This window comes from Dokdonella aquatica (assembly GCF_051987395.1).
Taxonomy (GTDB): domain Bacteria; phylum Pseudomonadota; class Gammaproteobacteria; order Xanthomonadales; family Rhodanobacteraceae; genus Dokdonella.
This window is the reverse complement of the sequence record NZ_CP197094.1, coordinates 4,372,072-4,393,897: the sequence shown is the minus strand read 5'-3', so window position 1 is coordinate 4,393,897 and position 21,826 is coordinate 4,372,072. Positions and strand designations below refer to the sequence as shown.

At 70.4% G+C, this 21,826-nt stretch carries 16 protein-coding genes; 6 read left to right on the top strand and 10 right to left on the bottom strand.

Annotation, left to right across the window (positions count from 1 at the left end; genetic code table 11):
- Positions 1-203 precede the first annotated feature (203 nt).
- Positions 204-1,031 carry a helix-turn-helix domain-containing protein gene (locus ACQQ2N_RS19495; protein ID WP_440223240.1) on the bottom strand — a complete coding sequence of 276 codons (828 nt, stop codon included), beginning with the start codon at positions 1,029-1,031 and terminating at the stop codon, positions 204-206.
- Positions 1,028-2,452: an oxygen-independent coproporphyrinogen III oxidase gene (hemN, locus tag ACQQ2N_RS19490; RefSeq protein WP_440223239.1), complete on the bottom strand. Its 1,425-nt coding sequence runs from the start codon at positions 2,450-2,452 to the stop codon at positions 1,028-1,030. Before hemN ends, ACQQ2N_RS19495 begins: the two co-directional genes overlap by 4 nt.
- A 123-nt stretch (positions 2,453-2,575) precedes the next feature.
- On the opposite strand from hemN, the gene ACQQ2N_RS19485 reads away from it, so the two are divergent.
- The 3 genes from ACQQ2N_RS19485 (at position 2,576) to ACQQ2N_RS19475 (ending at position 5,987) form a co-directional block, all read left to right on the top strand.
- Positions 2,576-3,748: a phosphoglycerate kinase gene (locus tag ACQQ2N_RS19485; protein ID WP_440223238.1), complete on the top strand. Its 1,173-nt coding sequence runs from the start codon at positions 2,576-2,578 to the stop codon at positions 3,746-3,748.
- A gap of 28 nt (positions 3,749-3,776) precedes the next feature.
- A complete protein-coding gene (locus ACQQ2N_RS19480; RefSeq protein WP_440223237.1) occupies positions 3,777-4,412 on the top strand; it encodes an HAD hydrolase-like protein in 636 nt (211 codons plus the stop codon).
- Between the two features lie 318 nt (positions 4,413-4,730).
- Positions 4,731-5,987 carry a lipase family alpha/beta hydrolase gene (locus ACQQ2N_RS19475; protein WP_440223236.1) on the top strand — a complete coding sequence of 419 codons (1,257 nt, stop codon included), beginning with the start codon at positions 4,731-4,733 and terminating at the stop codon, positions 5,985-5,987.
- 42 nt (positions 5,988-6,029) lie between these two features.
- On the opposite strand, the gene ACQQ2N_RS19470 is transcribed toward ACQQ2N_RS19475, so the two are convergent.
- Genes ACQQ2N_RS19470 through ACQQ2N_RS19460 form a run of 3 tightly spaced genes read right to left on the bottom strand, consistent with a single transcriptional unit; the run spans position 6,030 to position 11,583 of the window.
- Entirely contained in the window at positions 6,030-9,125 is a 3,096-nt protein-coding gene (locus ACQQ2N_RS19470) for an efflux RND transporter permease subunit (RefSeq protein ID WP_440223235.1), read from the bottom strand.
- Positions 9,122-10,300 carry an efflux RND transporter periplasmic adaptor subunit gene (locus ACQQ2N_RS19465; protein WP_440223234.1) on the bottom strand — a complete coding sequence of 393 codons (1,179 nt, stop codon included), beginning with the start codon at positions 10,298-10,300 and terminating at the stop codon, positions 9,122-9,124. The genes ACQQ2N_RS19470 and ACQQ2N_RS19465 overlap by 4 nt, the downstream gene beginning before the upstream one ends.
- Positions 10,297-11,583 carry a TolC family protein gene (locus ACQQ2N_RS19460; RefSeq protein WP_440223233.1) on the bottom strand — a complete coding sequence of 429 codons (1,287 nt, stop codon included), beginning with the start codon at positions 11,581-11,583 and terminating at the stop codon, positions 10,297-10,299. The genes ACQQ2N_RS19465 and ACQQ2N_RS19460 overlap by 4 nt, the downstream gene beginning before the upstream one ends.
- A gap of 62 nt (positions 11,584-11,645) precedes the next feature.
- Between ACQQ2N_RS19460 and ACQQ2N_RS19455 the strand changes: the two genes are divergently transcribed.
- Together ACQQ2N_RS19455 and ACQQ2N_RS19450 are read left to right on the top strand one after the other, a co-directional pair.
- Positions 11,646-12,323: a response regulator gene (locus ACQQ2N_RS19455; RefSeq protein WP_440223232.1), complete on the top strand. Its 678-nt coding sequence runs from the start codon at positions 11,646-11,648 to the stop codon at positions 12,321-12,323.
- A complete protein-coding gene (locus ACQQ2N_RS19450; protein ID WP_440223231.1) occupies positions 12,313-13,695 on the top strand; it encodes a sensor histidine kinase in 1,383 nt (460 codons plus the stop codon). Before ACQQ2N_RS19455 ends, ACQQ2N_RS19450 begins: the two co-directional genes overlap by 11 nt.
- Positions 13,696-13,707: 12 nt before the next feature.
- On the opposite strand, the gene parE is transcribed toward ACQQ2N_RS19450, so the two are convergent.
- The 5 genes from parE to ACQQ2N_RS19425 form a co-directional block, all read right to left on the bottom strand.
- On the bottom strand, positions 13,708-15,609 hold the full coding sequence (gene parE, locus ACQQ2N_RS19445; RefSeq protein ID WP_440223230.1) for a DNA topoisomerase IV subunit B: 1,902 nt from the start codon (positions 15,607-15,609) through the stop codon (positions 13,708-13,710).
- 164 nt (positions 15,610-15,773) lie between these two features.
- Positions 15,774-16,208 (bottom strand): group I truncated hemoglobin, encoded by a 435-nt coding sequence (locus tag ACQQ2N_RS19440; RefSeq protein ID WP_440223229.1) that lies wholly within the window; start codon positions 16,206-16,208, stop codon positions 15,774-15,776.
- Complete coding sequence (locus ACQQ2N_RS19435) at positions 16,205-17,080, bottom strand: DUF3034 family protein (protein WP_440223228.1); 876 nt, start codon at positions 17,078-17,080, stop codon at positions 16,205-16,207. The genes ACQQ2N_RS19440 and ACQQ2N_RS19435 overlap by 4 nt, the downstream gene beginning before the upstream one ends.
- The gene (locus tag ACQQ2N_RS19430) at positions 17,077-19,431 is read right to left on the bottom strand and encodes a putative bifunctional diguanylate cyclase/phosphodiesterase (protein WP_440223227.1); all 2,355 of its coding nucleotides are present in this window, start codon (positions 19,429-19,431) and stop codon (positions 17,077-17,079) included. Before ACQQ2N_RS19430 ends, ACQQ2N_RS19435 begins: the two co-directional genes overlap by 4 nt.
- The gene (locus tag ACQQ2N_RS19425; protein ID WP_440223226.1) at positions 19,418-20,098 is read right to left on the bottom strand and encodes a methylamine utilization protein; all 681 of its coding nucleotides are present in this window, start codon (positions 20,096-20,098) and stop codon (positions 19,418-19,420) included. Before ACQQ2N_RS19425 ends, ACQQ2N_RS19430 begins: the two co-directional genes overlap by 14 nt.
- A 302-nt stretch (positions 20,099-20,400) precedes the next feature.
- On the opposite strand from ACQQ2N_RS19425, the gene mdtD reads away from it, so the two are divergent.
- The gene (gene mdtD, locus ACQQ2N_RS19420; protein WP_440223225.1) at positions 20,401-21,798 is read left to right on the top strand and encodes a multidrug transporter subunit MdtD; all 1,398 of its coding nucleotides are present in this window, start codon (positions 20,401-20,403) and stop codon (positions 21,796-21,798) included.
- Positions 21,799-21,826 lie beyond the last annotated feature (28 nt).

The following is a 21,826-nucleotide window of genomic DNA, read 5'->3' as shown; positions in this document are numbered from 1 at the left end:
TCGCAGGTGACGGGGTGAACAGGAGCCCGTGCGGAACAGTGCGGTAGAAACAGTGTCGGTGGCCGTGACGCCCCCGGCAAGCTTTCATGCCGGGAATGAAGCTTCATGTCGCCGGGATCGATGCGCACGCCCTCGTGCGCGCATGACGATGTGCTCGAAGCCCTCGGACCGAGGCGAAGTTGGGGCGCAGGAGCAACCTCTTACTACTTCCCCTCGTCGTCCGACTTCTCGGCGAGCGCGGCGAGGGCCGCAGGCTGGAGGATGCGCACGATGCGTCGATCGACGGCGAGCACGCCTTGTGCCTGCAGTCGCGAGAACAGGCGGCTGACCGTCTCGATGACGAGGCCGAGGTAGTTGGCGAGCTCCTGGCGCGACATGCTGAGGTTGAGCTCCAGCGGATCGTGGCCGATGCCGCGCAGGCGTTCGGACAGGCTGCGCAGGAAGATCGCGAGGCGCGACATGGCCTGCTTGCGGCCCATCATGACCGGGTGCTGCTGCTCGCGCACGAACTCGCGGCTCATGACGCGGAACAGCTGGTGCTGCAGGCCAGGCACCTTCGCGGCGACCTCGCTGAGCGAGGCGAACGGCACCTCGCAGAGGCTCGAGCGTTCGAGCGCTTCGGCGGTGCACTGGTGGCCGTTGCCGGCGAGGCCGTCGAGGCCGACCAGTTCGCCGGCGATGTGGAAGCCGAGGATCTGGGTGTCGCCTTCGGGCAGCGAGACGAAGGTCTTTAGCGAGCCCGAGCGCACGACGAACAGCGACGGATGCGCGCTGCCTTCGCGGAACAGCACGCCGCCGCGATCGAGCGGCATGCGCTGGCGCACGATGTCGTCGAGGCGTTCGAGGTCGGCACCGCCGATCGAGGCGGGCAGGCAGAGCTGGCTCAGTGCGCAATCGGCGCAGGACTGGCGAAGCTCGCGCAGGTTGACGATGGTCGACGGCTTGCTCACGCGAGGATTGTCGCATGCCGTGTCGGTCGTGGCCTCGCGCACGGACGCGTCCGGGCGGCGCAGCGGGATCGGTGTGCTCACAAGGCCCTCGAATAGCGTGGTGACGCGGCGTCCGGCGCGTCGAGGTAGGCGTCGAAGCACATCGCGACGATGCGCAGCAGGTAGCGGCCGCGCGCGGTGACGCGGATCGCGTCGTCGGCGACATCGACGAGGCCGTCGTCGGCGAGCGCGCGCAGGCGATCGAGTTCGACCGGGAAGCTGCGCGCGAAGTCGATGCCGTGGTGGTGCTCGAAGGCGGCGATGTCGAGGCGCCCGTGGCACATGAGGCGCTGGATCGCGTCGCCGCGCACGAGGTCCTCGTCGGCGAGCACGAGGCCGCGCTGCACGGGCAGCAGGCCGGCATCGAGGGCGGCGTAGTAGTCGGGCAGCTCGCGCGCGTTCTGGTGGAAGCTGCGGCCGACATGGCCGATCGAGCTCACGCCGAGGCCGACGAGGTCGCAGTCGGCATGCGTCGAGTAGCCCTGGAAGTTGCGGTGAAGGGTGCCTGCGCGCTGCGCGACGGCGAGGTCGTCGCCGGGCAGGGCGAAATGGTCCATGCCGATGTAGCGGTAGCCCGCGTCGCCGAGCGCGCGCGTGCACTGGCCGAGCAGGGCGAGGCGCGCGGCTGCATCGGGCAGTTCGGTCGCGTCGATCTGGCGCTGCGCGCGGAAGCGTTCCGGAAGGTGGGCGTAGGCGTAGGTGGCGATGCGGTCCGGCGCGAGCGCGAGCACCGCATCGAGCGTGCGTGCGAAGCGTTCGGTGGTCTGCCGCGGCAGGCCGAGGATGAGGTCGACGCTGACCGAGCGGAAGCCGTGCTCGCGCGCCGCGTCGATGACGATGCGCGTCTGTTCCTCGCTCTGAACCCGATTGACGGCCTGCTGCACGCGCGGGTCGAAATCCTGGATGCCGACCGACAGGCGGTTGAAGCCGAGCCCGGCGAGCATGCGGATCGTCGCCGCGTCGGCGTAGCGCGGATCCACCTCGATGCCGAACTCGCGGCCGTCGCCGCCACCGAGCGCGAAGCCCGATCGCAGCGCGTCCATCAGTGCGGTCATTTGTCGCGCGTCGAGGAAGTTCGGCGTACCGCCGCCGAGGTGCAGCTGCACGACCTCGCGGTCGCGGTCGAACAGCGGTGCGGTCAGCGCGATCTCGTGCGCGAGGTGTTCGAGGTAGACGTCGGCGCGGCGCGTGTCGCGCGTGATGACGCGGTTGCAGCCACAGTAGAAGCACGGACTGAAGCAGAACGGCACGTGCACGTAGATCGACAGCGCCCGCGGGATCGGGTCCCCGTTGGAGGCGTGTGCCATGCGGCGCAGCTCGGCGGCGCCGAAGTCCGTGCGGAACTGCGGGGCGGTCGGGTACGAGGTGTAGCGCGGCCCGGAGACGTCGTGACGCGCGACGAGGTCGGGGTCGAAGATCGCCGAGCGGTCGATGAGCGAAGCGGGCAGGCGGGTCACGGGCATGGCGGCATCGTGCCGGTGCCCGCCGCGGCGCGACTTGATCCTGGTCAACCAAACGACTACAACCGCGCGCTCGCGCCGCCGCCGCGGCCGCCGACCTTCCCATCCTTCGCGAGGAAACCCCCGATGCCCGTCATTCGCATGAGCGACCTCGATCTCGCCGGCAAGCGCGTCCTGATCCGCCAGGACCTCAACGTGCCGATCGAGGACGGCCGCATCACCTCCGAGCAGCGCATCACGGCGTCGCTGCCGACGCTGAAGCTCGCACTCGACAAGGGCGCCACGGTGCTCGTCACCTCGCACCTGGGCCGTCCGAAGGAAGGCCAGTGGAGCGCCGAGGATTCGCTGGCGCCCGTCGCCGCGCGCCTCGGCGAGCTGCTCGGCCGCGACGTGCCGCTCGTGCGCGACTGGGTCGACGGCGTCGAGGTGCCGGCCGGCGGCATCGTGCTGCTCGAGAACTGCCGCATGAATGTCGGCGAGGGCAAGGACGACGAGGCGCTCGCGCGCAAGTACGCGGCGCTGTGCGACGTGTTCGTCATGGACGCGTTCGGCACCGCGCACCGCGCGCAGGCCTCGACGCACGGCGTGATCCGCTTCGCACCGGTCGCCGTGGGCGGTCCGCTGCTCATGGCCGAGCTCGACGCGCTCGCGCGCGCGCTCGGCGCGCCGGCGCGCCCGCTGGTCGCGATCGTCGCGGGTTCCAAGGTGTCGACCAAGCTCGCCCTGCTCGAAAGCCTCGTCGACAAGGTCGACCAGCTCATCGTCGGAGGCGGCATCGCCAACACATTCCTCGCCGCGGCCGGGCACCCGGTCGGCAAGTCGCTGCACGAGGCCGATCTCGTCGAGACCGCCACGCGCATCGCCGCGGCCGCGAAGGCGCGTGGCGCCGACGTGCCGCTGCCGACCGACGTGGTCGTCGCGCCCGCGTTCTCGGCCGATGCGCCGGCGACGGTCAAGGCGGTCGCTGACGTCGCCGAGGGCGACATGATCCTCGACATCGGCCCGGACACGGCTGCGCGCTACGCGGCGCTGCTCGCGGGTGCCGGCACCATCGTCTGGAACGGCCCGGTCGGTGTGTTCGAGTTCGATGCGTTCGGCAAGGGCACCGAGGCGCTCGCGCGTGCGATCGCGGCATCGCCCGGCTTCTCGATCGCGGGCGGCGGCGACACGCTCGCGGCGGTCGACAAGTACGGCATCGCCGACGAGGTGTCCTACATCTCGACCGGCGGCGGAGCGTTCCTCGAGTTCCTCGAAGGCAAGACGCTGCCGGCCGTGGCCGCGCTCGAGGCACGAGGCTGATCGTGGACCACGACGCGGACGCTCGCGCATGGCGCTGATCCTGTTCGACCTCGACGGCACGCTGATCGATTCCGAGAAGGGCATCGTCGGCTCGCTCGAGCACGTGTTCGCGCAGCTCGGCGAACCACTGCCGCCGCGCGAGGTGCTGCGCGGCTGGATCGGTCCGCCGCTGCGCGCGTCGTTCCCGCAGGTGCTCGGCGACGATCCGGAGCGCATCGAGCGTGCGGTCGGCCACTACCGCGAGCGTTTCGATTCGACCGGCTGGGCCGAGCACGAGGTCTACCCGGGCATGGCCGCGCTCGTCGAGGCGCTCGCGGCGCGCGGGGAGCGCCTCGCCGTCGTCACGACCAAGGTCGCCGTGCAGGCACGCCGCATCGTCGCGGCGCTGCCGTTCGGGAGCGCGTTCACGCGGCTCTACGGTCCCGAACCCGGCAGCCGCGTCAGCGAGAAGGCCGGCATGATCGCGCAGGCGCTCGCCGATTTCGGCGCGACGCGGGCCGAGACCACGATGATCGGCGACCGTCATTTCGACATCGACGGTGCGCGTGCCAACGGCGTACGCGCGATCGGTGTGACCTGGGGCTTCGGCTCGCGCGACGAACTCGTCGCGGCCGGCGCGGACGTTGTCGTCGACACGCCGGCGGAGCTCGCCGCGGCGCTGTGAGTCATGGCGGCGGAATCGCCTTCGGCGGTTCCGCCCTACGTGAGCGGGCTTCGCGTAGGGCGGATACCGCGCAGCGGAATCCACCGTGGCCCGTGGCGACCGTCCGCCGGTCGTGTGCTTGCAGTAGGGTGCGATCGGACGTCGTCGGCGGAATCGCCTGCGGTGGTTCCGCCCTGCCGGAGCGGGCTTCGCGTAGGGCGGATCCCGCGCAGCGGAATCCGCCGTGGCCAGAGTAGTCGTCGCATGTCGGCCTCGAATCCACCTGCCGGATCGCCGGTTTAGAGCAAGGACTCGACGCCGCGATGGTAGTTGTCACGGATGCTCAGACTGCGATCCCTGCGCCCGCGCCTGCCGATGGCCCGGCTGCCGTTCCGATTCGGCGACCTGCGTGCCTACGGCCGCCTCGCCGTCGATGCGACGCTCGGCTTCGCCGACCTCTGCGAGAACATGCAGCACAACGTGTCGCGCCTTCCACGCGTGCTCGGCACGCCGGTCGAGGAGCCGGCGCGCGGAGTGACCGGGTTCGTCTATCGGAGCATCCGCCGCGTGACGCGCGGCGTCGGTTTCGGCGTCGATCGCGTGCTCGCCCACCTGCCGGCCGATGGCGAAGTGCCGCTCTCGCAGAGCCGCGAGGCGCTGGTCGGCGCGATCAACGGCGTCATCGGCGACCATCTCGCCTCCACGGCCAATCCGCTGCAGATCGACATGGCGCTGCGTCGCGAAGGGCGCAGCCTCGTGCTCGATCGCGCGTCGCTCGCGCGCGACCTCGTCGCGCCGAGCGGGCGCATCGTGCTGCTCGCGCACGGCCTGTGCATGAACGACCTGCAATGGCGCCGCGGCGATCACGACCACGGCGCCGCGCTCGCGGCCGACGCGGGCTTCACACCGGTCTATCTGCATTACAACAGCGGCCTGCATATCTCGAGCAACGGCGCGCGCCTCGCCGAGATGCTCGACGAACTCGTGGCGGCGTGGCCTGTGCCGGTCGAGGAGCTCGCGATCATCGGCTACAGCATGGGCGGCCTCGTCGCACGCAGCGCCTGCGAGCACGCGCGTCGTGCGCGTCGCCCGTGGCTGGCGCACCTGCGCCGCATCGTGTTCCTCGGCACGCCGCACGCGGGTTCGCCGCTCGAACGCAGCGGCAGCCGCCTCGATGCGATGCTCGCCGCGAGTCCCTACACCTCGGCGCTGTCGCGCATCGGCCGCGTGCGCAGCGTCGGCATCACCGACTTGCGCGATGCGGCCTTGCTCGATACCGACTGGATGGCCAGCGACCGTGCATCGCGCGGCAACGGCCGGCGCCCGCGCGTGTCGATGCCGCGCACGGTGCGCTGCTACGCGATCGCAGGCTCGCTAGCGCGCCGTCCGGACAGCCTCGGTGGGCGCGTGCTCGGTGATGGCCTCGTACCGCTCGACAGCGCACTCGGCTACGTGTCCGAGCGCTCGCGCGCCCTGCGCATCCCGGCCTCGCGCCAATGGATCGCCTACGGCACGGGCCATCTCGGCCTGCTCTGGGACGCCCGCGTCTACGCGCGGATCCTCGAGTGGATGCGCGAGCCCGCCGCGGGCGAGTGAAGCGTCTGCACGGCTGCACGGCCGCCCACGCACTGGAACCGCTCAAGCCTTGCCTGGCATCGCGGGCGTGACAGCCTCGCGCCGGCGGTGCATCCACACGTAGAGCGACGGCAGCACGATCAGCGTCAGCACGGTCGCCGAGATCAGGCCGCCGATCACGACCACGGCGAGCGGCTTCTGCGCCTCCGCGCCGATCGCCTTCGACAAGGCCATCGGCAGCAGGCCGAGCATCGCGAGCAGCGCGGTCATGAGCACCGTGCGCAGGCGCTGCAGCGAACCTTCCACGACCGCTTCGTACAGGCTGGCGCCGCGTTCGCGCAGCTGCGCGAAGCAGCTCAGCATGACCACGCCATTGAGCACGGCCTGGCCGAACAGCGCGATGAAGCCGATCGCCGCCGAGACCGACAGCGGAATGCCGGTGAGCAGCAGCGCGAGGATGCCGCCGATCAGCGCGAACGGCACGTTGGCGATGATGAGCACGGCATTGCCGACGTTCTTGAACGCGTCGAACAGCAGCACGAAGATGATCAGCACCGACAGCGGCACGACCCACGCGAGGCGGTTCATCGCGCGCTCCTGGTTCTCGAACTCGCCGGACCAGGCGAGCTCGTAGCCCGGTGCGAGGGTCACGTTGGCGCCGACGCGCTCGCGCATGTCGGCGACGATGCTGCCCATGTCGCGACCGGCGATGAACACGCTGATCGCCTTGACGCGTCGTGCGTCCTCGCGCGAGATGTTGATCGCGCCGCTCGCCATCGAGAACGTCGCGAGGTCGCCGAGCGTGACGGTCGCGCCGGTCGGCGTGGCCATCGGGACGTTGCGCAGGCGATGCAGCTCGCGATCGGGCTCGGCCAGCCGCAGCGTCACCGGGAAGCGGCGTTCGCCCTCCCAGATCTCGCCGACCTCGCGACCGCCGATCGCTGTCTCGATGACGTCGTCGATGTCGCGCACGTTGAGGCCGTGCCGCGCCGCGCGTTCGCGGTCGATGTCGATGCGCAACTGGGGCAGGCTGCCGTCGCGGTCGATGAACGCGCTCTCGACGCCCTCGACGCCACGCACCTGCGCGAGGATCGCCTGCGCCGTGCGGTTGAGCTCGTCGAGGTCGTCACCGGCGACCTTGACCACGATCTGGCCCTTGATCTGCGAGATGCTCTCGAGGATGTTGTCGCGCACGGGTTGCGACACCGAGAACTCGGTGCCCGGGATGCGCGACTCGAGCAGCGCCTGCATCTCGGCGATGATGGCGCGCTTGCCGAGGCCGCGCGTCCACTCGCGCTCGGGCCGCAGCGCGACCAGCGATTCGATCTGGTTCGCGCCCTTGGCGTCCGAGCCGTCCTCGGGCCGGCCGAGCTTGGCCACGATCGTCGACACTTCGGGCAGGCTGCGCACGAGGTCGCGGATGCGCCTGGACTGTGCCTGCGCCTCGCCGAGGCTCACGCTCGGATCGAGCGTCGCGGTCAGCCAGATCGAGCCTTCGTCGAGCTCGGGGAGGAATTCGGTGCCGAGTCGCGACCCCATCGCCAGCGTCACCGCGAGCACGCCGACGGCGCCGAGCACGACCATGCGCGGCCGCGCGATGACGCGCTCGAGCACGGGCCGGTAGCGGCGCTGCAACGCCTCCATGAGCGGGTTGCGCTCGGAGCGCCCGGTGCGGCGCAGGCACCACAGGCACAGCAGCGGGACGAGGGTGAGCGCGAGGATCAGCGCGCCGGTCAGGGCCGAGGTCACCGAGTAGGCCATCGGCGCGAAAATGCGCCCCTCGTGCCGCTGCAGCGTGAAGATCGGGATGTGCGCGGCGATGATGATGAGCATCGAGAAGAACGTCGGCCGCCCGACCTCGAGCGTGGCCGACAGCACGGTGGCGCGGCGTTCGGCGCGGCTGGCGTCGGCGGGCAGGCGTGCGAGCCGCGCGACGATGTGCTCGGTCACGATGACGGCACCGTCGATGATGATGCCGAAGTCCATCGCGCCGAGGGACAGCAGGTTCGCCGGCACGCCCCACAGGTGCAGGCCGAGGAACGTCGCCAATAGTGCGAGCGGCATCATCGCCGCGACGATCAGCGCCGCGCGCAGGTTGTAGAGGAACAGCCACAGCACGGCGAGCACGAGCACCGCACCCTCGAGCAGGTTCGTGAACACCGTGCGCAGGGTCGTCGCGACGAGCCAGGAGCGGTCGTAGAACGGTTCGATGGTGACGCCGGCCGGCAGGTGCTTGGCCTGCACCTCGTCGAGGCGCTCGTGCAGCGCCGCGAGCACGTCCGAGGGGTTCTCGCCCTTGCGCATGAGCACGAGGCCGAACACCACGTCGTCGTCGTCGTCCTGCCCGACGAGGCCCTGACGCGGCAGGCCGGTCTCGGTGACACGCGCGAGATCGCCGACGAGGATCGGTGTGCCGTCGCGGACGTCGACCACGACCTTGCCGATGTCGTCCGCCGAGCGCATGAGGCCGACGCCGCGGATCAGGTACTGCTGCTGGCCTTGCTCGACGTAGCCGCCGCCGGCGTTCGCACTGCCGCGTTCGAGCGCGTCGGCGAACATGTCGAGGCTGACGCCGCGGTCGCGCAGTTTGTCGAGATCGGGTTCGACCTGCCACGTGCGCAGGTGGCCGCCGAAGCTCACCACGTTCGCCACGCCCGGCACCGTGCGCAGGCGCTTCTCCATGATCCATTCCTGCAGCGTGCGCAGTTCGGTCGGCGAATGGCCGCTGCCGCGCAGCACGTAGCGGTAGATCTCGCTGATCGCCGAACTCATCGCCTCGAGTCCGGGCGTCACGCCGTCGGGAAGGTCGACGTCCTGCAGGCGCTCGAGCACCTGGGCACGCGCGAAGTAGTCGTCGGCGCGGTCGTCGAATGTCACGATGACCATCGAGAGTCCGAACTGCGTGTGCGAGAACACGCGCACCGCATGCGGGATGCCCGACAATGCGATCTCGAGCGGCATGGTGACCTTGCGTTCGACTTCCTCGGCCGCACGTCCGGGATGCAGCGTGACCACCGTGACCTGGGTGTCGGAGACGTCGGGGAACGCTTCGACCGGCAACTGCCGGAATGCGATCGCCGCCGCGCCGATGAAGAGCACGAGGCCCATGATCACCATGAGCGGCTGGCGCAGGCTGTAGCCGACGAGGCGCTCGATCATCGCGCGGCCACCTGCGCGGCGGTCGAGGCGTTGTCGACGAGCTGCTGCAGGAACAGCGCGCCCGCGACGACCACGCGCGTGCCGGGATCGATCCCTTCGCGTACGCGCACGTGGCGATTGCCGAGGTCCTCGCCCGACACGCGCCGGCGCGAGTAGACGCCGTCGCCCTCGTCGACGAACACGTGGCGCTCGTGGTCGATCAGCAGGACGCCGGAATCCGGCACGTCGACGCCCGGCGAGGACGTCGCGTGCACGGCCGCGCGCACGTAGGCACCGGCCTTGAGCGTGCGCGAGGTGTTGTCGATGCGCGCACGCGCGGCGACGACGCGCGTGTCGGGTGCGACGAAGTCGGCGACATGGTCGATGCGGCTCCCGAGGCGTGTGCCGCCGGGCAGCTCGACCTCGACACGGAGGCCGGCCTCGATGCGGCCCGCGAGGTGCTCGGGCACGTCGACGAGAAGCCACAGGTTCGCGGGATCGCTGATCGTGAAGAGCGCACCGTCGTCCTGGTCAGGCCCCACGCTCTGGCCCGGACCGATGCGCCGCTCGACCACGACGCCGTCGAGCGGTGCGCGCAGCGGCAGGCGCTGGTCGACCGTGTCCGAACCGCCGTAGAGGCGTGCACTCGCGCGCATGCGCGCGTCGTCGGATGCGGCGGCATCACGCATCGCGAGGGCGTCCTCGAAGTCACGCGCCGAGACGACACCGGCTTCGTGCAGCTCGCGGTTGCGCTCGAGCTGGCGTTGCGCCTGCTGCAACGCGATCGTGCTCTTGCGGCGTTCCGCCTGCAGTTCCCCGAACGCCGGCGAGTCGACGAAGGCGAGAGTGTCGCCTGCCGCGACGCGATGGCCGACGTCGGCGCGGATCGCCGTGACCTGGCCGGCCACCGGCGCACGCACGCGCCCGGTACGCGTGGCGTCCCAGTCCAGGCGCGCCGGCAGGCTCAGGACGTCGTCGACCGCGGCCTCGACCGCCACGCTGCGCAGCACGTCGAGCTGGCGGCTGCCGGAAGGGAAGCGGATGGTCATGCCGTCGACACCCGCCGACGGCGGCGCATCGACGGCTGCGGTCGGCGCGCACGCGGCGAGCGTGGCAGCGAGTGCGAGCGCGAGCAGCACGTGTCCTGAAGCGGTCGAACGGGTTCGGCGGGGCGCGTCGGGGCGCGTCGTGATCATGGCGTCGGCATCCGGTCGGGAGAGGTGTCGGCTGGCGTCGCGGCACGCCACGCGGCGAGCGCGGTCGCGTGCGCGGCACGCGCGTCGATGAGGTCGGACTCGACGTCGCGCCAGCTGCGGCGCGCATCGAGCAGGTCGGTAAGCCCGGCTGCGCCGCGCCGATAGGCGAGTTCGACGCCGTCGAGGGCGCGCCGTGCGGCCGGTGCGAGCTCGTCCTCGAGTGCCCTGCGGCGGTGCCGGGCCGCATCGAGCCAGGCGCGTGCGCGGGCCATCTCGAGGCGTGCTTCCGTGCGTGCGCGCTCGCGTGCGAGGACGGCGGCGTCGTAATCGGCTTCGGCGCGCGCGATCGCACCGTCATGATGGCGCGGACCCGTCAGCGGCACGCTGACCGAGACGCCCCAGGTCACGCCGGCGATATCGGTCGGTTCGCGCTCGACCTCCAGACCGAGGCCGATGTCGCGTCGGCGCAGTGCATGCGCGAGGTCGCGTGCGGCGTCGGCGGCGTCCACGCGTGCCGTGGCGGCGCGCTGGTCGGGACGTGCCGAGGCATCGCTCGGCAGGCTGGGGACGGTGATGTCGCGTGCCGGCCAGTCGTCGTCGGCATCGAGGCTTTCGGCATCCTCGTCGCGCCCGATCAGGCGTGCGAGATGGTGCCGGGCGTCGAGGTGTTCGAGCTCGGCGTCGCGCAGATGTTCCTCGACACGCAAGGCTTCGACCGCGAGGCGTTCGCGCTCGATCTTCGCGAGCTGGCCGAGTGCGACCAGACGGTCGGCCGCGGCGAGGCCTTGCCCGGCGAGGTCGTGCATCGCCTGCGCGACGGCGACGTGCTCCTGCGCGGCCTTGAGGCCGTAATAGGCTTCGTGCAACGCGACACCGCGCACGCGCAGCGCGTCTTCGAGGTCGAGTCGCGAGGCGCGCGCGAGATCGTCGGCCTGGCGCATGCGTGCGCGACGTTTGCCGCCGCGCTCCCAGGTCCAGGTCGCGCCGAGCGTCGCGTCGATGCGCTTGCCGGTCAGCGGGCCGGAACCGATGCCTTCGCGCGTGCTGATCTTCGATGCGCTGAGGCCGAGTTCGACCGGTGTGCGTCGCGTCGCGGCGAGTGCGTCGCCAGCGCTGCCGCGCACCTCGATCGCCGCGGCGATGATGTCGGGATCGCGCAGCGCGAGCGCGTGTTCCGCCTCGGCCAGCGTTAGGGCGTGCAGGGCGGGCGAGGCGCCGACAACGAGCAGGCCGAGGACGATGACGAGGTGCGCGCGCGAGGGCGCCGTGCGAGACAGTTCCATGCGCGGCACGTTATGGTGCCCGGCTTGCCGTTCACTTGCCCGAAGCTTGCGCGAACCTTGCCATGCGCCTCCTGCTCATCGAAGACGACAGCGAACTCGCCGACGGCCTCGTGCACGCACTCGCCCAGTCGGGGCACGCCTGCGATCACGCTGCCGACGGCCGTGCGGCGCTGGCTGCCGTCGCGGCGACGTCCTACGATCTCGTCGTGCTCGATCTCGGCCTCCCCGATGTCGACGGCCTCGACCTGCTCGCGGCGTTGCGACGCGCGCGCTGTACCGCGCCCGTTCTGATCCTGACCGCGCGTGACGGTGTCGGTGACCGCATCCGCGGCCTCGACAGCGGCGGCGACGACTACCTCGCCAAGCCTTTCGCGCTCGGCGAACTCGAGGCGCGCATCCGCGCGTTGCTGCGTCGCGCCGGCTCGGGTGGCGACGCGTTGCAGATCGGCAGGCTCGCGTTCGACGTGGCGACGCGCACGGCCAGCGTCGACGGGGAGGTCCTCGAACTCACCGCGCGCGAACTCGCGCTGCTCGAGGCGCTGCTGCGCCGGCCAGGGCGCATCGTCTCCAAGCAGCAGCTGTTCGATGCCGTCTACACCTGGGAGGCCGGCGCCAACCTGTCGGTGATCGAGGTGCACGTCAGCCGCTTGCGGCGCAAGCTCGAGGGGCTTCGCGCCGGCGTAGGCGTGCGCGCGCTGCGTGGCCTCGGCTACCGCATCGAGGCTCGCGATGACGCCTGAGCGCGTACCGAGCCTGCGCGGCCTGCTGCTGCGGCGGCTGTGGTTGCCGCTGCTGCTGTTGATGGTGGCGAGCGCGATCGCATCCTACGCGCTCGCACGCCACTACGCCGAGAAGGTCTACGACCGCTGGCTGTGGGACTCGGCGATGTCGCTGGCCACGCTCGTGCACCACGACGATGCGGGACGCGCCCATCTCGAGATCGCGCCGCCGACCCTGCGCATGTTCGAATGGGACACGATCGACCGCATCCACGGCACGGTGGAATCCGCGGGCGGGACGCTGTTCGGCAGCGTGGAGATACCGCCGCCCACGCGCGTCGACGCGGACGAGGACGCGCGCGTGTTCTACGACGCGGTCGTCGACGGCGAGCGTGCGCGCATCGTGCAGGTCGCCGTGGCGCGTGGCGATGCGGCGCAGGAAGCGGTGACCGTGCGCGTGGCCGAGACCCTGCGCAAGCGCGAGGCGCTCGCCGGGCAACTGCTCGTGTCGAGCATCCCGCTGCAGCTGCTCGTGCTCGTGATCGCCGGCGCGCTCGTGTGGTCCGGTGTCGGCGCCGGCGTGCGTGCGGCGAACCGCGCCGCGCGCCGCCTGGCCGAGCACGACGCGAGTCGGCTGGTTCCGGTGGACGTGCTCGGCGACAGCCCGCGCGAGCTGTGGCCGCTCGCGCACGCGCTTAATGATCTCGTCGCACGTCTGGCGGCCGCACAGGATGCGCAGCAGCGTTTCGTCGCGAACGCCGCGCACCAGCTGCGCACGCCGCTGGCCGCCCTGCAGGTGCAGCTCGAACGCAGCATGCGCGAACCCGAGGGCCATGCGCGCGACGCGGCGCTCGCCCATGTCCTCGACGGGGTGACCCGGCTGCGCCACGTGACCCACCAGATCCTCATGCTCAACCGCTCCGAGGCTTCCGCCGAGGTGGCGCTGGAGATGCGTGAAGTCGACCTCGCGGCGATCGCGCGGGATGTCCTGGACGACTACACCGATGCCGCGCTCGCGCGCGATGTCGATCTCGGCTACGAAGGGCCCGAGCACGCACGCCTTCCGCGCGGCGAACCGCAACTGCTGCGCGAGCTGGTCACGAATCTGGTCGACAACGCGCTGCGCTACGGTCGCCGCGGCGGCGTCGTGACGCTGCGTGTCGGTGACGCTCCGCATGTCGTCGTCATCGACGACGACGGTCCGGGTATTCCGGAAGCGGAACGCGAGCAGGTGTTCGAACGCTTCTGGCGTCGCGATGGAGCACCCGGCGACGGCTGCGGGCTCGGGCTCGCGATCGCCCGCGAGATCGCCGCGAGGCACCATGCGGGCATCACGATCTCGACGGCACCCGGCGGCGGTGCACGCGTGGGCGTGCACTTCGCCGGCACCTGAGGGGACTCGTCGTCAGACGTCGAGCGAGGCGAGGTCGCCCTTTTCCTCGAGCCAGCTCTTGCGGTCGCTCGCGCGCTTCTTCGCCAGCAGCATGTCCATGAGCTTGCGCGTGCCGTCGTCGTCCTCGGCCGGGTCGGGGACCGTGAGCTGGACGAGGCGGCGCGTATCGGGGTTGATCGTCGACTCCCGCAGCTGCGACGGGTTCATCTCGCCGAGACCCTTGAAGCGCGTCACGCTGACCGCGCCGCGCAGCTTTTCGCGCGTGATGCGCTCGAGCGTGGCGTCGCGCTCGGCCTCGTCGAGGCAATAGAACATCTGCTTGCCCACGTCGACGCGGAACAGCGGCGGCATCGCGACGAACACGTGGCCCTCGCGCACGAGGGCGGGGAAGTGGCGCAGGAACAGCGCGCACAGCAGCGTGGCAATGTGCAGGCCGTCCGAATCGGCATCGGCGAGGATGCAGACCTTGCCGTAGCGCAGGCCGGCGATGTCGTCCTTGCCCGGATCGCAGCCGATCGCGACGGCGAGGTCGTGCACTTCCTGCGAGGCGAGCACGCTGGTCGACTCGACTTCCCAGGTGTTGAGGATCTTGCCGCGCAGCGGGAGGATCGCCTGGAAATCCTTGTCGCGCGCCTGGCGTGCCGAGCCGCCGGCCGAGTCGCCCTCGACGAGGAACAGCTCGGTGCGCGAGAGGTCGCTCGACGCGCAGTCGGCGAGCTTGCCCGGAAGAGCAGGGCCTTGCGTGACCTTCTTGCGGACGATCTGCTTCTCGGCCTTGAGGCGCATCGCCGCTCGCTCGATCGCGAGCTGGGCGATCTTCTCGCCGACCGCGACGTGCTGGTTGAGGTAAAGCGAGAAACCGTCGTGCGCGGCCGACTCGACGACGCCCGCGGCGTCGCGCGAGGACAGGCGCTCCTTGGTCTGTCCCGAGAACTGCGGCTCCTGCATGCGCAGCGACAGCACGAAGCTCAGGCGGTCCCAGACGTCCTCGGGCGCGAGCTTGACGCCGCGCGGCAGCAGGTTGCGGAAGTCGCAGAACTCGCGCAGTGCGTTGGTCAGGCCCGTGCGCAGGCCGTTGACGTGCGTGCCGCCCTGCGCGGTCGGGATCAGGTTGACGTAGCTTTCCTGTGTGAGCTCGCCCTCGGGCAGCCACGCGATCGCGAAATCGACAGCGGTCTTCTCGCGCTTCTGCGCGCCGACGTAGAGCTCGGCGGGCAGGCGTTCGGCGTCGCCGACCATCGAACGCAGGTAGTCGCGCAGGCCGTCCTCGTAGAACCAGGTCTCCTTCTCGCCGCTGGCCTCGTCGGTCAGGCGTACGGTGAGGCCGGCGCAGAGCACGGCCTTGGCGCGCAGCACGTGCTTGAGGCGCGGCATCGAGATGCGCGGGGAATCGAAGTACTTCGGATCGGGCCAGAAGTGCACGGTGGTGCCGGTCTGCTTCTTGCCGACCGTGCCGATCACGGCGAGCTCGCTTGCGCGGTCGCCGTCGCGGAACGCCATCTGGTGGACCTGACCATCGCGCTTGATGGTGACTTCGACGCGCGTCGACAGCGCGTTGACGACCGACACGCCGACGCCGTGCAGGCCGCCCGAGAACTCGTAGTTGCGGTTGGAGAACTTGCCGCCCGCGTGCAGGCGCGTGAGGATCAGCTCGACACCGGGGATGCCTTCCTCGGGATGGATGTCGACCGGCATGCCGCGGCCGTCGTCGGCGACGCTGACCGAGCCGTCGGCGTGTACGGTGACGTCGATGGTCTTGGCGTGGCCGCCGAGGGCCTCGTCGACCGAGTTGTCGATGACTTCCTGCGCGAGGTGGTTCGGACGCGCGGTGTCCGTGTACATGCCGGGACGGCGCTTGACCGGATCCAGGCCGGAGAGGACTTCGATATCGGCGGCGTTGTAGCGACTGCTCATCGTGCGGGGCGGGCGATCGGGGACCGCGCATGGTGGCCGGATCGTGGCGGGCTGGCAAGCACGCGCGGCATGCGGGGAGCAAACCCGGGGTCAGGTTCATTTTCCCGATGCGGGACGTGAGCGATGCGTGCACCCGTGCGGGAAAATGAACCTGACCCCAGCCTCTACTTGTAGATCACGTCCTTGCGCATCGCGGCGAGCTTGGCGATGAGGCGGTTCTGGGCGCGCGTGGGGATGTGCTGCGCATCCATAGCGTCGATGAGGTGTTCGACGACGGCGTTGAACGTGCCTTCGTCGATCGACAGGCCACGATGGGCTTCCGCGAGGCGGTCGCCCGTGTACGTGCACGGGCCGTCCATGATCTGGCAGAGATGCTCGATGAACAGGCGGCGGAAGCGCGGGATGTTGGTGTTGGCGAACTTGACGCCGACGCGTGGATCGTCGGCGAAACGTTCGAGCAGGTCGTCGACGAGCGCGGCGAGTCCCGGTTCGGCGCCGAACTGCTCGTAGAGCGTCGGCGCGGGGCGTGGCGTGGCGCAGCCGGCCAGCGCGAGCACGATGGCGAGGGTGAGCAGGACGAGTCGGTTCGGTGCGTTCACAGGCTGGCCTGCAGCGAGAGGTACCAGCCGCGCTGGTCGTCGAGGGTGGCGACCGAGCCGAGGTCGGCCCAGGCGGCGACCGCGGCGAGGTGCTTGTTGGGGAACCACGCCACGAACACGTCGCGGAACGCGTCCTCGCGCGCGAACGCGAGATGGTCCGGCTTCTGGCGGTATTCGACACCGAACGCGAGCGAGGGATCGACGAGCACGGCGACCGAGGCTTCGCCGACGACGCGTCGTCCTCCGCGATCACCACCGAAGCCGAGGATGCCGAGCTGGTTGGCCTCGGTCGAGCGCAGCGTGCCGTTGACGAGCAGGTTGTAGCCGCCCGCGCCACCGAGGAACACCTTGGTCGCGGCGAGATAGACGTCGGTGCCATGGTCGTCGCGCGCGCCGACCGCGGATGGCACGCCGAAATCGCGGTTCTTCTTGCGCTGAACGCCGAGCGAGAGCTGCGGCCAGGGCGTGTAGATCGCGTCGCCGGCGATCCTCAGCTTCGCACCGACGATGTCCTGGCTGATCGTCGCGCCGGGCATGCCGAGCGCGTCGCCGAGCGTGCCGAGGTGGAAGCGCTGGCGCGCGACCGACACCTCGATGCGGTTGCGCGCCGTGAACGCCACGCCACGGCTGTCGAGCGCGTAGTCGTCGACCTCGACGCGAGTCGCGTAGGCGGTGGCGCCGTAGCCGTCGCGCGTCGCGTAGCCGGCGAGCACGGCCCACGGCACGAGGCCGCCGCCCGCGGCGCCCTCGAGCTGGCTGGCGCCGCCGGTGGCGAGCAGGCGTCCGGTTTCCGCCTGCACTGCGGGCGTGAAGGCCGCGCACGCGGCGACGAGCGTGAGGGCGCGTGCGAACGTGCGCGATGTCGTGGTCATGGAGGAATCGCCAGGGTGGAAGCCGCGCGCGCCGCGGCGCGCGCGATGAAGATCTCGAGCTCGGGGACCGGCAACGGTCGGCTGATCAGGAAGCCTTGCGCCATGTCGCAATGCCATGCCTCGAGGAGATCGAGCGTGCGCGAATCGTCGACGCCTTCGGCGACGACCTTGAGTCCCATGTTGTGGCCGAGCTCGATCGTCGAGCGCACGATCACGGCATCGTCGGCGTCCTCGGCCATGTCCATCACGAACGACTTGTCGATCTTGAGCTCGTCGACCGGCATGCGCTTGAGCTGCGAAAGCGAGGAATGGCCGGTGCCGAAATCGTCGATCGCGAGGCGTACCCCGCACATGCGCAGGCGACGCATCATCTCGAGCGCGCGCACGGCGTCGCGCATGATCGCGCTCTCGGTGACTTCGAGGATCAGGCCGTAAGGATCGGCGCCGGCTTCGCTCAGGCAGGCCTGCAGGCGCGCGGCGAGGTTGTCCGAGGTGAGGTCCATCGCCGAGATGTTGATCGCGACGTCGAGGTCGATGCCGGCATGCTTCCACGCCTGGCGCTGCGCGATCACGCGACGCAGCATCCATTCGGTCACGAGGTGCACGCTGCCGGAATGCTCGGCGAGCGGGATGAATTCGTCGGGCGGGATGATGCCTTCGCGCGGATGGCGCCAGCGCACGAGCGCCTCGACGGCCGTGATACGGCCCGTGGCGAGATCCATCTTGGGCTGGTAGTGGACCTCGAATTCCTCGTTCGCCGACGCGCGACGCAGGTCGTTGACGAGCGACAGTCGGCGAAGGTGCAGCGCATCGCGACCGCTCATGTACATGTGCACGGAGGCGTGCGCATGCTTGGCGTCGTACATCGCGATGTCGGCGCGGCGCAGCAGGTCCTCGGCCGTGCCCGCATGCTCGGGGAACAGGGCGATGCCGATGCTGATGCTCGGGAAGAGCTCCATCGTGCCCAGCAGGACCGGTGCCGCCATGCGTCGCACGAGCCGCGCGGCAAGCGTCTGCGCGTGGGCGACGTCCCGGTTGAGCAGCATGACGAGGAATTCGTCGCTGCCGAGGCGTGCGACGACGTCGCCCGGGTCGACGCTGTCGCGCAGGCGGCGGCCCACGTTGACGAGCAGGCGGTCGCCGATCGGATGGCCGAGCGTGTCGTTGATCTCCTTGAAATGATTGACGTCGACGACCAGCACCGCGATGCGGTCGACGCCGGAGCCCGGCTCCATCGCGTGGATGAGCTGGCGCTCGATGTTGACGCGGTTGGGAAGGTCGGTCAGCGCATCGTGGTAGGCGAGATGGGTGATGCGGTGTTCACGATCGGCGATGCCGCGCTGCATGCCGTTGAATGCCTGGGCGAGCCGGCCGAACTCGTCGCTGCGCGAGGTGTCGAGCTGGCCGCCGTACTCGCCCCGTTCGATGCGGTGTGCCGCGTCGGCGAGCTGCTCCACCGGGCGCGTCACGCCACGCGCGAGCAGCCAGGCACCGGCGACCGACAGCAGGAACGAGAGCGTCGAGATCGCAAGGAGCTGGCGGTTGAGCTGGTGGAAGGGTTCGAGGACCTCGCTCATCGGGATCTGCAGCACGGCATCGATCGCCGCGTCCGCATCGAGGACCGCGATGTGGGTCAGGTAGTCATGGCCTTCGAGATCCCATGTGACGCCGGATCGCCTGTCGCCGGCGACGTCGGCCAGGCGAGACGCGAGGGCGTTGCGAGCCGTCTCGGGAAGCGTCGACTGCACGTTGCGGCCGTTCGCGCCGCGGGCCGCGAAACTCACTTCGAGCCGCGTCAGCGTGCGCAGCTGTCGGGCGAGCTCGTCGTTCATCGGGAAACCCATGCCGACCCAGCCGATGCGCTGCGGCGCCCGCACGGGAACGAGCACGACCTGGTAGGGCTCGCCGTCGCTCGCGAGCAGGCCGCCGGCCACGCCGTTTCCATCGGCATGCGCGAGCAGGCCCTCGAACGAGCGGATGCCGCGCTCGGCGATGCCGCTCGTGCTCGTGGTGACGTTGCCGTCCAGATCGAGGATGAGGCCGAAGCTCGCGCCGATGCGCGCGCCGTGGTTGATCAGTACCGACTGCACGGTCGCGCCGTCACGCGTGGCGACGGCTTCGCGGAAGCCGAAATCCGACGCGGCGACGCCGAGCGCGTCGGCGAGCTGCGTCTTGCGGCTCGCGAGCAGGCGCTCGAACACGCGCGCGCCGACCTCGAGGCGCGCCTTGGCCTGGTCGATCGCGTTGCCGTGAGTGGCGAAGTACACCGACACGAACGTCGGGAACTGCACGAGCGCGACAAGCCCGAGCAGCAGCGCCGCGAGGCGCGAGCGGTAACTACCCTTCGGCATCGGGGCTCTTCTGGAATCGCCGGAACTTCTGCTCCAGTTCGCTCGGCGGCGCAGGTTCCGGCGCGGGGGGACCCACGACGAGCGCGATGTCGCGCGGCGTGCCCGGCGTGGCGGTGACGGACACGCGGATCGGTTCCGGAGCGGCGCCGGACAACCGCGATTGCCATGCCGAAAGCAGGTACTCGCCCGGTGGAACGCCGTCGATGCGTGCCTGCCCCGTGGCGTCCGTGAGCGCGAAATGCGGCGTGTCGACGACGACCACGTAGCCGATCATCCAGTCGTGGATGTTGCAGCCGATCGTGGCCACGCCGGCACGGTCGAAGGTGACCGGCGAGGTCGGGTGATCCTTGTAGAGGCGCAACTCGAACGTCTTCGCAGGCGAGAACGAGTAGACGTGGTGGCGCACCTGGTCGCTGTTCGGGAACTGCACCTCGGTGCCGGTCTGCACGGCCAGCACGGAAGGCACGAAGCGCAGGCCGCGCTGGTCGATCGAGGCCTTCTTGCCGGCGGCGGCCTTGAGGGGGCCGCTGGCGGGCACGAGCGAGACGACGGCATCGGCGAGCGGTGCGCCGGCAGCGTCATGGACGACGGCCTCGAACGCGGCGGCGTCGGCGCGACCGGCCATCGCGATGGCGAGGAATGCGAAACAACCGAAGCGCCCGATCATGCGGAACCCTCCTGGTCGCCGCGCGCACACGGCGCACACGGCCCCCGGTCCGCTTCCCGATCGGTCGGGGTGTCGCACAGTAACTGAAATTGACACATCCCGGCGTCGCTCCCGTCGACAACTGACATCGCGTTCAGGTTGGTGACCGGATGCCCTCGGCAGCGAGATGCCGGGATGGCCGATCCTTTGAACGCGTCGCTCCGTCGACCGCCGCGCGTCGGCGAGCTTTGCAATGCGCGTACCAAGCCCGATCATGCGCGGGTGCGCTCGTCGTGCACGTACCGCAAGGCAACTCCGTCCGCATGGAACCGGCCCGATCCCCCTCTCGCGAACCGCTGTTGTGGCTCGTCGCGACCGCGGTGTTCATGCAGATGCTCGACACGACGATCGTCAACACGGCGTTGCCGGCGATGGCGGCCGGACTCGGCGAGCCGGCGCTGCGCATGCAGGCCGTGGTCATCGCGTACTCGCTGACGGTCGCGATCCTGATCCCGGCGTCGGGATGGCTCGCCGACCGCTTCGGCACGCGCCGCGTGTTCATGGCGGCGATCGCACTGTTCACGGCCGGTTCGCTCGCGTGCGCCGCAGCGCAGGACCTGACCCAGATCGTGTCCGCGCGCGTGGTGCAGGGCGTCGGCGGCGCGATGCTGCTGCCGGTCGGTCGACTCGCCGTGCTGCGACGCTTCCCGGGGGCCGATTTCCTGCGCGCGATGAGCATCGTGACGATGCCGGGACTCGTCGGTCCGATGATCGGTCCCGTGCTCGGCGGCTGGCTCGTCGATGTCGCCTCGTGGCACTGGATCTTCCTGATCAACTTGCCGATCGGCATGCTCGGGCTGCTCGCGGCTTGGAAGATCATGCCGGACCTGCGTCCGCCCACCGTGCTGCGTTTCGACGCGGTCGGTTACGTGTTGCTCGCGGCCGGCATGGTCGCGGTCATGCTCGCGCTGGATGGCCTGCCGTTGCGCCCGCAGGCGCGCGTGATGCTGCTCGTCGTGCTCGCTGCGGGCGTCGTGCTGATCGGTCTCTACGCGCGGCACGCGCGTCGGGTCGAGAACGCGTTGTTTCCGCCAGCATTGCTGAAGGTGCCGAGCTTCCGCGTCGGCATCGGCGGCAACCTGCTGTCGCGGCTCGGCAGCAGCGGCATGCCGCTCATGATCCCGCTGCTGCTGCAGGTCGCGCTCGGGTTCCCGGCTTCGCAGGCCGGCCTCATGATGGTGCCGGTCGCGCTCGCGAGCCTCGTCATCAAGCGCCCGGCCGTCGCGTTGATCGGGCGCTTCGGGTACCGCCGCGTACTCGTCGTCAACACGGTACTGGTCGGCGCCTCGATGGCGGGCTTCGCGACGATCACGCCGGACACGCCGGTGGCCTGGCTCGTCGCGCAGTTCGCCGCGTTCGGGGCGGTCAATTCGCTGCAGTTCACGGCGATGAACACGATCGCGCTGCGCGACCTCGACCGCGGCCTTGCCAGCAGCGGCAACAGCGCGTTGTCGATGATGATGATGCTCGCGATGGGCTTCGGCGCGGCGATCGCGGGCGGGCTGCTCGCGCTGTTCGGCGGCGGCAGCGGCGCGGCGACGGGCGGCAGCGTGGTGCTGCCGGCGTTCCAGGCCACGTTCCTGTGCCTCGGCACGTTGACGGCACTGTCGGCGCTGGTGTTCCGCAGGCTTCCGGACGAGGCCTCGGCACCAAAGGGCTGAGCCTGTGGCGGAACGCCGCGAAGCCGGG